This is a genomic window from Amycolatopsis sp. NPDC003861 (genome assembly GCF_053605405.1).
Window position 1 is genome coordinate 1 of sequence record NZ_JBSGJD010000293.1, and the last position, 10,982, is coordinate 10,982.

12 protein-coding genes are annotated in these 10,982 nt (G+C 70.8%); 3 read left to right on the plus strand and 9 right to left on the minus strand.

Annotated features, from left to right (window positions below; genetic code table 11):
• Positions 1 to 149: 149 nt before the first annotated feature.
• Positions 150 to 1,547, minus strand: a complete 1,398-nt coding sequence (locus ACWEVN_RS41950; protein WP_452054990.1) for a S8 family peptidase — start codon at positions 1,545 to 1,547, stop codon at positions 150 to 152.
• Between the two features lie 63 nt (positions 1,548 to 1,610).
• Complete coding sequence (locus ACWEVN_RS41955) at positions 1,611 to 1,850, minus strand: SCO4848 family membrane protein (protein WP_310967462.1); 240 nt, start codon at positions 1,848 to 1,850, stop codon at positions 1,611 to 1,613.
• 43 nt (positions 1,851 to 1,893) lie between these two features.
• On the opposite strand from ACWEVN_RS41955, the gene ACWEVN_RS41960 reads away from it, so the two are divergent.
• Positions 1,894 to 3,138, plus strand: coding sequence for a D-alanyl-D-alanine carboxypeptidase family protein (locus tag ACWEVN_RS41960; RefSeq protein ID WP_452054991.1), 1,245 nt, complete (start codon positions 1,894 to 1,896; stop codon positions 3,136 to 3,138).
• On the opposite strand, the gene ACWEVN_RS41965 is transcribed toward ACWEVN_RS41960, so the two are convergent.
• The 6 genes from ACWEVN_RS41965 to ACWEVN_RS41990 all read right to left on the minus strand — a co-directional run bounded on the left by ACWEVN_RS41965 (position 3,135) and on the right by ACWEVN_RS41990 (position 7,780).
• Positions 3,135 to 3,572, minus strand: a complete 438-nt coding sequence (locus ACWEVN_RS41965; RefSeq protein WP_452054992.1) for a winged helix-turn-helix transcriptional regulator — start codon at positions 3,570 to 3,572, stop codon at positions 3,135 to 3,137. The two genes, ACWEVN_RS41960 and ACWEVN_RS41965, sit on opposite strands and share 4 nt — an antisense overlap.
• Positions 3,569 to 4,678, minus strand: coding sequence for an acyl-CoA dehydrogenase family protein (locus tag ACWEVN_RS41970; protein ID WP_452054993.1), 1,110 nt, complete (start codon positions 4,676 to 4,678; stop codon positions 3,569 to 3,571). Before ACWEVN_RS41970 ends, ACWEVN_RS41965 begins: the two co-directional genes overlap by 4 nt.
• Before the next feature lie 57 nt (positions 4,679 to 4,735).
• On the minus strand, positions 4,736 to 5,746 hold the full coding sequence (gene yhjD / locus ACWEVN_RS41975) for an inner membrane protein YhjD (RefSeq protein ID WP_452054994.1): 1,011 nt from the start codon (positions 5,744 to 5,746) through the stop codon (positions 4,736 to 4,738).
• 108 nt (positions 5,747 to 5,854) lie between these two features.
• A complete protein-coding gene (locus ACWEVN_RS41980; RefSeq protein WP_452054995.1) occupies positions 5,855 to 6,355 on the minus strand; it encodes an AAA family ATPase in 501 nt (166 codons plus the stop codon).
• Positions 6,352 to 7,383 carry a tryptophan--tRNA ligase gene (trpS, locus tag ACWEVN_RS41985; protein ID WP_452054996.1) on the minus strand — a complete coding sequence of 344 codons (1,032 nt, stop codon included), beginning with the start codon at positions 7,381 to 7,383 and terminating at the stop codon, positions 6,352 to 6,354. The genes ACWEVN_RS41980 and trpS overlap by 4 nt, the downstream gene beginning before the upstream one ends.
• 46 nt (positions 7,384 to 7,429) lie before the next feature.
• The gene (locus tag ACWEVN_RS41990; RefSeq protein ID WP_452054997.1) at positions 7,430 to 7,780 is read right to left on the minus strand and encodes a hypothetical protein; all 351 of its coding nucleotides are present in this window, start codon (positions 7,778 to 7,780) and stop codon (positions 7,430 to 7,432) included.
• 471 nt (positions 7,781 to 8,251) lie between these two features.
• Here ACWEVN_RS41990 and ACWEVN_RS41995 point away from each other — a divergent pair, with 471 nt between their 5' ends.
• Positions 8,252 to 8,920 (plus strand): chitinase, encoded by a 669-nt coding sequence (locus tag ACWEVN_RS41995; protein WP_396136871.1) that lies wholly within the window; start codon positions 8,252 to 8,254, stop codon positions 8,918 to 8,920.
• A 5-nt stretch (positions 8,921 to 8,925) separates the two neighbouring features.
• On the opposite strand, the gene ACWEVN_RS42000 is transcribed toward ACWEVN_RS41995, so the two are convergent.
• Positions 8,926 to 9,744, minus strand: coding sequence for an exodeoxyribonuclease III (locus tag ACWEVN_RS42000; protein ID WP_452054998.1), 819 nt, complete (start codon positions 9,742 to 9,744; stop codon positions 8,926 to 8,928).
• 83 nt (positions 9,745 to 9,827) lie between these two features.
• On the opposite strand from ACWEVN_RS42000, the gene ACWEVN_RS42005 reads away from it, so the two are divergent.
• Complete coding sequence (locus ACWEVN_RS42005; protein ID WP_452054999.1) at positions 9,828 to 10,574, plus strand: MBL fold metallo-hydrolase; 747 nt, start codon at positions 9,828 to 9,830, stop codon at positions 10,572 to 10,574.
• Positions 10,575 to 10,982: the final 408 nt, after the last annotated feature.

Genomic DNA, 10,982 nt, shown 5'->3' on the forward strand with positions numbered 1-10,982 from the left:
CCCGTCGCCTGAACGAGGCCTATCACTTTGAGCCGGGCCCGCAAGCTTGCGTCGTCACCCCGCTCTGGGTGGTGGGTTGCGGGCCCGGCTCAAAGTGATTTCACGGCCTCAGGCGACGGGATGACCACCCAGCTCCTCTCTTGGTTGCGTCAGCGGACCGCGTCCAGGGCGTTTACCAGGCCGTGGCCGTAGTACGAATTGTTCTTTGCCGGGCCTGTGCACGCCTCTTCCGTCGATGCGCACCTCACCACGTCCGCTTCGCTCTCCAGGATCTGCGTCAGGAACCTTGGGGATGCTCCGCGGAACTTCGATGCCAGCAGTGCCGCCACCCCGGCCGCGTGGGGGGATGCCATTGATGTTCCGCACTTCGAGCCGTACTGGCCGCCGACCACCGATGACAGGGGGCAGGCCGGGCCCGCTCCTTCCGGTGGCGACTGCTCGAACGCGCCGCCCGGGGCCGTTACCTCGATCTCGCCGTAATTGCTGAAGTCCGACTTCGTGCCCGCGTAGCCGACCGAGGACACCGTCACCACTTCGTCAGCCATGCCCGGGAGGATGGCGCACGACGCGTCCACCGGGTGGGGGCGGTTCTTGTCCGTGGTCTGGTTCGTGAGGTCCAAGCTGTCGTTGCCCGCCGCCGCCACGTTGAGCACTCCTCGGTGCGTCGAGTACGCCACCGCCCTGCGGATCGCCTCGAACGCCGCCGCGTCTCCCGGCTGCTTCGGGCAGTAGAACATCCCCGGGTCGATGTAGTAGCTGTTGTTCGTCACCGCGAAGCCGTGCTCTGCCGCCCAGACGAGGCCGCAGACCGCCGACTCCGGGAAGATGTAGCCCGCGTCGTTGACCACCTTCACCGAGGCCAGCCGGACGCCCGGGGCGATGCCCGTGAAGCCCGCCGCCGGGTCCCTGCCCGCGATCGTGCCCGCCACGTGCGTTCCGTGGTCCGAGGTCGTCGGCTGCCACGAGGCCGGCGTCAGGTCCGGTGCGCCCGTCACGCAGCCGGCCGACGAGCGAGCGTCGAGAGCCGCCTTGAGCGCCGGGTGTGTTGCCTCGATGCCCGAGTCGAGCACGCCGACCGTCACCGCGCGGCTGCCCTGGTAGATCTTGTTGGCTTCCGGCGCGTGGATCGCCTTCATGTCCCACTGCTGCGCGGACAGGTCACCGGCCGCCGCGACCGAGCGGGTGTCCTCCAGCGTGCGCACCGCGCCCAGCGAACGGGCCGAGGCCGCCGCACCCTGGGAGGCCACGTCCTTGGCGCCCGAATAGGCCCGGTAGACGCCGATCTTCTGCTGGAAGTCCGCATTGCGCGAGCTGGCGATCGCAACGCCGATCGGCGCGTAGTACGCGACCTTCGTGCCGCACTTGGCCGCCAGCTCCTTGTCTACAGCCGACGCGCGGGTGCCCGGCTGGTACGTCACGACGTAGGTGTACGGCGTGCTCGTCGTGTCGCAGGCAGCCGGCGCGGCCTCCGCGGCCGGGGCCACCGCGAACAGGCCGCCTCCGACGGCCAGCGCAAGCGGGGCCGCCATTCGACGTAAACGGGACATTCCACCTCCAGGGTCTGTGGCGTCAACCTAAACCGGCCCCGGAAGCCGCGCCACCGACCAAAGTCAGGAGGAGACCCGCGCGGTGGCCCGGACGCCGCGCCAGCCGAGCACGCCGATGATCGTGCCGAGCACGAACGAAACGACGGTCAGCACGGCGTGCACCACGAAGTAGGCGGTGGGCGAGCCGTCGGGGGTCCAGGCCCGGTCGCTGTCCCACAGGTTCTTCGCGAAGGTGATCCAGATGATCCACGACCACACACCGAAGGCCAGCAGGAACAGCGAGGTGCCGCGTGAAATGCGCATGCCCCGTAGTATGCGGCGGCGGTCGCGACGCTAGATTGCGTGGGTGCACTCCGTTGTTTCCCGGTCGCTCAAGGTCTTCACGACGACGCTCGCCGCCGCCCTCCTGGCCCTGAGCTCGCCGGCACTGGCGGCCGCGGCGCCGCAACAGGGTCAGTGCGCGAACCGCCAGGCACCTCCGCCGCCGGTCGACACGTCGGAGAAGCCCGCGCCGGGCAAGCAGGCCCCGGCGCCGCTGGCGGTGCCCGCGATCCCGATCGGCGGTGCTCGGATGGCCGAATGCGGCCTGATCACCCCGGACGGCGCGCTCAACCCGCCGGACGGCAACACCGCGGCGTCCTGGGTGGTGCAGGACCTCGACACCGGCGCGGTGGTCGCGGCGAAGGACCCGCACGCCCGGCAGCGGCCCGCGTCCCTGATCAAAACACTGCTCGCGCTGGTCGTCGTCACCCAGCTGGACCCGCAGCAGCCGATCATCGCAACGAAGGAGGACGCCGAGCAGGAGTGCACCTGCGTCGGCCTCGTCGCCGGCGGCCGGTACACCGTCGACCAGCTGCTGCACGGCCTGCTGATGCACTCGGGCAACGACGTCGCGCACGCGTTCGCCACGGTCCTCGGCGGGGTCGACGCCACGGTGGCGAAGATGAACGCGCTGGCCGCGAAGGTCGGCGCGCTCGACACGCGCGCCGCGACACCGTCGGGCCTGGACGGGCCGGGCATGTCGACCTCGGCCTACGACCTCAGCCTGATCTTCCACTACGCGATGAAGCAGCCGGAGTTCGCGAAGGTCGTCGCGACGAAGAGCTTCGAGATCCCGGCGACCGGCGGCAAACCGGCCATCCCGATCTTCAACGACAACAAGCTCCTCGGCGTCTACCCCGGCTTCCTCGGCGGCAAGACCGGCTTCACCGACGACGCACGGCACACCTACGTGGGCGCGGCGCAGCGCAAGGGCAAGCGCCTCGCGGTCGTCATGCTGCGCGCCGAGCAGAAGCCGACGAAGGTGGTCGACCAGGCGGCGAAGCTGCTCGACTACGGCTTCGCGCTCGAGGAGGACCGGGCCGTGCCGGTCGGCCAGATCACCTACCAGGCACCGGCCGCGGCGCCGTCGAGCGAAGATCCGTCCGTGCTCGCCGACGGCGGCACCGGCAACAGCGGGACGTCCGCGGCCGCGTCGGCGGCGAAGGAGGACCCGTTCGGCGTCACCGGCTGGATCATCACGCTGGTGGTGTTCCTGATCATCGTCGGCGGGTTCGTGGTCGGGCACCAGCGCAAGAAGGCCGCGGGCTAGCGGAAACCGGGCCCCGGCTCGGGCGTCACCCGATCGGTGGCGATCGCGCCGCCGCAGTGGCCGCAGGCGACGTACGTCCCGCCGACCTCCCCGCAGTCGTGGTGCCGCAACAGGATCGGCGGTCCCTCGGGGCCGGCGAGGTGCCGGTCCCCCCACTGCATGAGCGTGACGACGGCGCCGAAGAGGTCCCGCCCGGCGGTGGTCAGCACGTATTCGGGCACCGGGTCGACCCGTTCGAGCACACCGGCGTCGACGAGGGTCTTCAGCCGGGCGGACAACGTCGGGCGCGGGATGGACAGGTTGCGCGCGAACTCGCCGTAGCGGCGCACGCCGAAGAACGCCTCCCGCAGGATGAGCAGGCTCCACCGCTCGCCGACCAGGTCGAGCGCGCGGCCGACCGAGTCCGCCGTGAACCGGTGCTCCAGGCCGGTCACAGCTGTTCCGTCCGGGCCGGGACGCCCAGCAGGAGCTTGCCGGAGAGCTCGTAGCTGGCCGGGTTGACCTGGAAGTGGGCGGTTGCGGTGTGCGCGTCGCGGAACCGGCGCTGCAACGGCGAAGTCTCGTAGATCGCCGCGCCGCCGCCGAGGTCGTACATGCTCTCGGCGACCTTCGCGGCCGTGCGCGTCACGTGCGTCGCGGCCAGCCGGAGGCCCAGCTTGAGCGCGTCCGGCACCGGTTCGTGGCCCTGCGCGGCCTGCCAGGCGTCGTCGATGCTCGTGTAGTAGAGCAGCCGCGCGGCACGCAGGGCCGCTTCGGCCTCCGCGACCGCGGCCTGGGTCGCCGACCGCTCGGCCAGCGACCGGCTGGAGCCGAGCGGCGTGCGCGTCGAGGCAAGTTCGACGAGGTCGTCGATGGCGCCGCGCGCGTTGCCCAGCGCGGCGGCCGCGACCGACAGCGCAAAGAACCCGAAGAGCGGGAACCGGTGCAGCGCAACGGCTTCCGGCGGCGGGCCGGCCAGCACCGAGAAGACGCGGTGCTCCGGGACGAACAGGTCGTCGGCGACGCAGTCGTGGCTGCCGGTGCCGCGCAGGCCGTTGGTGTGCCAGGTGTCGAGCACTTCGATGTCGGCCTTCGGCAACGCGGCGACATAGAGCGCCTTCTCGTGGACGAACCCGGCGAAGAGCCAGTCGGCGTGCGGGATGCCGCTGCAGAAGGCCCACCGGCCGGTGACGAGGTAACCGCCGTCGACCTTCCGGCCGGTCCCGCGCGGCGCCCAGACCCCGGCGGCGACCGTGCGCGGGTCCCCGAAGACTTCCTCGGCGCACTTCCGCGGGGCGTAGGCCGAGAGCAGGCTGCTGGTCACGGCGATCGAGACGCACCAGCCGGCGGAGGCGTCCCCGCGGGCGACGGTCTCGGCGGTTTCGAGGCTGACGGCGGGCGGCGCTTCGGGGCCGCCGAGGTAGCCGGGGACGCCGGTGCGGAACAGCTCGGCGTCGGTCAGCTTCGCGACCAGCTCGGGCGGCAGGGCGCGCTGCCGTTCGGTGACCGGGGCGAGGGTCTTGGCGAGGTCGGCACACTCGCGGGCGGCGTCCAGCAGCACGAAACCCTCCGGTTCAGATTTCTTACCGGTTCAGTTTCTTTACTGGACGCGCAGCTGTCAAGACTTGCGGCGCCCGCCCAGCCAGGCGAGCAGCGCACCGGCGCTGAAGGCCCCGGCGACGGCGCCGAGGCCGGGCCCGCGCTGGAGGGTGACGTTCTGCTCGAGCCGAACCGGCGGCGGGGGCGCGATGACCTTGCGTTCGTTCTCCTTGGCCGTCGCGGTCCAGGCCGTGACGAGCAGGAGGAAGCGCGAGACGAGGTTGGCGAACACGAGCAGGCCGATGACCGGCCCGAACAGCGCGAACGCGGGCGACTTCGTCACGCTGGCCAGGTAGATCGTGGCGGCCTGCTGCAGCACGACGAACCCGACCGCGGCGAACACGGCGCCTTTCACGGCACTGCGCAGCGCGACGCGTTCCCGGGGCAGGCGGGCGATCACCCAGAGGAAGACGAGGGTGTTCGCGGCCAGCCCGAGGACGATGGTGGCGCCCCGGAGCAGGACGATCGCCCAGGTGGCGTGTTCGAGCCCGACGAGTTCGAGCAGGAACTGCCCCACGCCACCGCCGATCGCGGTCAGCGCGAAGGAGACGACGAGGGCGACCCCGAGCCCGATCAGCGCAACGAGGTCCTTGAGCGTCTGCTTGACGATCGGCTGCGGCTGTTTTTCCTGGCCCCACTGCGCGGTGAGGGCGTCCCGCAGGTTCGACATCCACCCGACGCCGGAGTAGAGGGCGATGAGCAGACCGAAGATCCCGATCCCGCTCCCGGACTTGAGCGCGGCGTCGACGATCCCGGTGACGAGGGTCTGCAGCCCACCGGGCACGGACTTCTTGATGCCGTCGGAGATCTGCCGGATGATGTCCGGATCGTTGTTGACGGCCAGCCCCACAACGGCGAAGGCGACCATCAGGATCGGGATGACGGAGAGCACGCTGAAGTAGGTGATGGCGGCGGCGTAGTGGTTGCCGTATCGCTCGGTGAAGGCATCGTTGGCCCGGATGAGGTGATCGAGCCACGGGTACTTCCGCCGCAACCGCGGCAGGAGCTTTTCCTTCTCTTCAGTCGCCACCGTGAAACGCTAACCACGCAAGGTGAACCCCGCAACGCGAGCGGCCGACGCGGGGGAGGTTCGTTCACGTGATCCAGGCCCGCCGCGGGTCAAGGCACGCGCCACCCTTCACGTGATCGAGGTCAGCAGCGCGGAATAGGCGTCCACCGCGGTGAGCACCGGCACCCCGCGGCTCGCACCGAACGCGGCGACCGCCTCGTAAGCCGCATCCAACTCCCGCTCGGTCAGCGGCACGGCCGACTCGATCTCCGACGTGCCGCGGGCAGCGAAGCGGCGCCGGACCACCTCCGGCCCCGGCAGCAACACCACCTCGTGGAAAGTCGCCCCGCACTCGGCCGCCAGCGCCTCGAGCCGTTCCGGGAACCCGGCCCGCGCCACCAGCTGCGGCACCACCACGTCGTGCCCCGCGCCGAGGTGCGTCCGCGCCGCCGCCAAGGCGATCTCCCGCGCGAGCCGGCCGGCCTCGCCCGGCGCTGATCGCCAGGCGCCGAGCATCGCCCGGATGCGGTCCACGTCCAGGGCCAGCGCCGGCGGGTGGTGGTCGGCGTAGCGCCGGGCCAGCGTCGACTTGCCGCCGGCCGGCGGGCCGTTGAGCAGGATCAGCTTCACCGCACCGGCGGCAGGAACCCGATTCGCTGGTACGTCTTGGCCAGCGTCTTCGACGCCACCTCGCGCGCACGTTCGGCGCCCGCGGCGAGGACCTTGTCCAGCTCCGCGACATCGTCCAAATAGGACTTGGCGCGCTCCTGGACCGGGGTCACCCACTCGACGAACACCTCGCCGAGGTCCTTCTTCAGGTCGCCGTAGCCCTTGCCCTCGTACGCTGCTTCGAGGTCCGGGATCGTCCGGCCGGTCAGGGCCGAGTAGATCGTCAGGAGGTTCGAGACGCCCGCCTTGTTCTCCGCGTCGAACTTGACCTCGCGGCCCGTGTCCGTCACCGCCGAGCGGAGCTTCTTCGCCGAACGCTTCGGGTCCTCGAGCAGCTCGATGATGCCGTTGACGTTGGACGCCGACTTGCTCATCTTGGCCGTCGGTTCCTGCAGGTCGTAGATCTTGGCCGTGTCCTTGATGATGTACGGCTCCGGCACCACGAACGTCTTGCCCAGCCGGTTGTTGAAGCGCTGCGCGAGGTCGCGCGTCAGCTCCAGGTGCTGGCGCTGGTCCTCGCCGACCGGGACGGCGTCGGCCTGGTAGAGCAGGATGTCCGCGGCCTGCAGGACCGGGTAGGTGAACAGGCCGACGCTGGAGCGGTCGGAGCCCTGCTTCGCCGACTTGTCCTTGAACTGCGTCATCCGGCCGGCCTCGCCGAAGCCGGTCTGGCACTCCAGGACCCAGCTCAGCTGCGCGTGCTCCGCGACGTGGCTCTGCACGAACAGGGCGCTGCGCTGCGGGTCGATGCCGATGGCGAGCAGCTGCGCGGCCGAGACGCGGGTGCGCTGGCGCAGCACCTTCGGGTCCTGCTCGACCGTGATCGCGTGCAGGTCGACGACGCTGTAGAACGTCTCGTGCGTGTCCTGCAGTTTCACCCACTGGCGCAGCGCGCCGAGGTAGTTGCCGAGGTGGAACGAGTCGGCGGTCGGCTGGATCCCGGACAGGACCCGCGGGCGGCGCTCTGCGACGGTCTGCTCTTCGGACACGTCAGGATTCTTCCAGGCCGCGACGAGCGGCGGGCGCCGAGGGCCCTCAGGCGTTCGGGCGCTGGGTGAGGAACGGGCGGGTTGGCGTCGCGTCGGGCTCGCCGAGGACGGCTTCGGCCATCGCCGTGACCGGGTCGGGCGCCTCCGGCACCGCGGGGGCGGCCTCGGCCAGCCGGGTCTTGCGGCGCTGGCGCAGCACACCGAGCGTCATGCCGACGATGCCGAGCGCGACCGCGACCAGCCCGACGGGGCCGAGCACGCCGAAGGCCTCGACGTTGGTGTCGGCCTGCGCCGTCGTCGTGTCGGCGGCGAACGCGCTGCCGCCGGCCAGGAGCAGGCCCGCCGGGACGAGCGCGACCACCATGGCCGCGCGGGAACCGCGCAGGGTGGACCGCAACAGGGTTCGACCTGGGTTGCGCACCGGAGTGCCTCCCGCGAGTAACGCTCACCCATCCGAGTGAGACGTTGCGTGCTACTGGTCAGAAAACTACCGAGCGTGTCAAGACCTGCCGGTTCTGATCAACTCGGAAGCGAGGGTAGCGCTCATTCCGTAATACGCCTCGGGCGCCCCCAGGGTTCACTTTCGTTACCCGGGTGGGTGAAGTCGCTACTACTTGAAGTAGAGCGTGACCGGAGAGTGTCCGATCGGGGGTCACCCGTTCTTCGCAGCATCCGCTTACGCTGCGACGTTCGCCGCAGTACCCACTGCTCCGATCGCGTCCTCCTGTTCGGAAAACTTTTCACCGAATAGTGATTGGTCTATACCTCTTGGAGTAGTTGCCGAGTCCGTCCGGACCGCGCCCGGACGGCGTGACAAGAGGAGTCCCGCATGGCGATCACCCGCTTCCTGAAGCGCGCCGGAGTGGCGATGAGCGCGCTCGTCACGGCCGTCGCACTGGCCCCGGTCGCGTCCGCTGCGTCCTTTGTGGTCAGCGAGGCGCAGTTCGGGCAGATGTTCCCGGGCCGCAACACCTTTTACACCTACAGCGGCCTCACCGCGGCGCTGTCGGCCTACCCCGGTTTCGCGAACACCGGCGACGACACGGTGAAGAAGCAGGAAGCCGCCGCGTTCCTCGCGAACGTCAGCCACGAAACCGGCGGGCTGGTGTACGTCGTGGAGCAGAACACCGCGAACTACCCGCACTACTGCGACACGAGCCAGCCGTACGGCTGCCCGGCGGGCACCGCGGCGTACTACGGCCGCGGCCCGATCCAGCTGAGCTGGAACTTCAACTACAAGGCGGCCGGCGACGCGCTCGGCATCGACCTGCTCGGCAACCCGTACCTGGTCGAGCGGGACGCGGCGGTCGCGTGGCAGACCGGGCTCTGGTACTGGAACACCCAGAGCGGCCCCGGCACGATGACGCCGCACGACGCGATGGTCAACGGGCGTGGTTTCGGCGAGACCATCCGCAGCATCAACGGTTCGATCGAGTGCAACGGCGGTAACCCGGCCCAGGTGCAGAGCCGGATCGACCTGTACACGCGGTTCGCCGGGATCCTCGGCGTCCCGACGGGCGGCAACCTCTCCTGCTGAGCGTCCTACCGGGGGAAGTCGATGTCGTAGGTCGCGGTGACGGGCGCGTGGTCGGACCAGCGCTGGTCGTAGGCGGCCGCTCGCTCGACCACGACGTCGACGACCTTCTCGGCGAGGCCGGGCGTCGCGAGCTGGCAGTCGATGCGCCAGCCGGAGTCGTTGTCGAAGGCCTGGCCGCGGTAGGACCACCAGGTGTACGGGCCGGGGCCTTCGGGGTCGAGCCGGCGCTGGACGTCGGTGAAGCCGGCCTCGGTGTAGACGCGGCCGAGCCAGGCGCGTTCTTCGGGCAGGAAGCCGGAGTTCTTGCGGTTGCCGCGCCAGTTCTTGAGGTCGACGGTGTCGTAGGCGATGTTCCAGTCCCCGACCACGACGGCTTCCCGCCCGTCGGCGGCGGCCTTCGCCCGGAGCTCGACGAGGTAGGGCAGGAACGCGGCCATGAAGCGTTCCTTTTCGTCCTGGCGTTCGGTGCCGACGTCCCCGCTGGGCAGGTAGAGGCTCGCGACGACGACGTTCGGCAGGTGCACCTCGAGGTACCGCCCGCTGTCTTCGAATTCGGGCTCCCCGAAGCCGACCCGCACCTCTTCGGGCTCGACGCGGCTGTAGACGGCAACGCCGTTGCGCCCCTTGGCGGCCGAGGGGGCGTGCACGGAGAACCACCCCTCGGGTTCGACGACGGCGGCGGGCAGCTGACTGGCTTCGGCCCGCACCTCCTGGCAGGCGACCACGTCGGCTCGGGTGGCGGCGAGCCACTCGACGAAGCCCTTCTTGGCGGCGGCGCGGAGGCCGTTGACGTTCACGGTGGAGACGGTCAGCACGGACTGCACGCTACCCGGCGGAGTCTCCGGGCAGCGGAGCCGGTGAGGTGACCGGCGCCGGGCGCTGTCCCGGTTCTGCCAGACTGCCGCGCATGGGTGATCTGACTGTGCTCGGCAGTTGTGGCGCATGGCCGGAGCCCGGACGCGCCTGCGCCGGGTTCCTGTTGTCTCACAACGGGTTTCGCGTTGTCCTCGACCTCGGGTACGGCACCGCGTCGAGGTTGTTCACGCACTGTCGAGGCGGGTTGCCGGATGCGGTGATCGTGACGCACGAGCACCCCGACCACTGCGCCGACGTGAGCGCGCTCGGGCGAGCGTGGCACTACACCGTCCAGGTCGACGCGCCTTCGGCACGGCTGCCGCTGCACTGCACGCCCGGAACCGTCCGGAGGCTCGAGGCGATGGAGCCCAGACCACACCCGACGGCGCTTTTCGACGTGCGAGATTTGGGCGAGGCGGCCGACGTCGGACCGTTCCGGCTGACGTCGTACGCCTTGCCGCACCACCAGCCGAATTTCGGGGTGCGCCTGGTCGCGGACGGGCTGACCGTCGCCTACACGGGTGACACAGGCCCGTCGCCGGCCCTGGCCGAGCTCGGGCGCGAGGCAGACCTGTTCATCTGCGACGCCACCCTCCGCACCCCACCACCGGAGGCCGAGCCCCGCTACCTGATGACGGCCGCGGAGGCGGGCCACTGGGCGGAGAAGGCCGGAGCGCAAAGGCTCCTGCTCACGCACTTCTGGCCCGGCGCCGACCGCGCCGCGGCGGCCGAGGAGGCCCGGGGCGAGTTCCGTGGCGAGGTGCTGGTGGCGGAGGAGGACCTGGTCATCGCGCTGTGACGCCTGACCGGGCGCAGGATCCGGCCGGCTGACCGCTTCGCCCGGCCGACCGCCCCGCCTGGCTGGCCGCCGCCTCGCGACTGGCCGCCGCCGCGGCGGCCGAGGAGGCCTAGGCCGAGTTCCGTGGCGTGGTGCTGGTCGCGGAAGTGAACCTCGCCATCGCGCTCTGAAGCCTGATCGACGCAAGTCCCGGCCGGCCGCCCCTCGCCCGAACGGACGGCCGCCGCCACCGCGCCCGCCCGGCTGACCGCCGCCTCGCCCGAGCGAGGGCCTCATCCAGCCTTTGCCGCGCCCGCACAGCCAGCCGCTGCCGCGCCTGGCTAGCGCCGCCTCACCCGGCCGCACCCGCTTCGCCCGGCACCCCGGCACCCCGGCACCCCGGCACCCCGGCACCCCGGCACCCCGGCA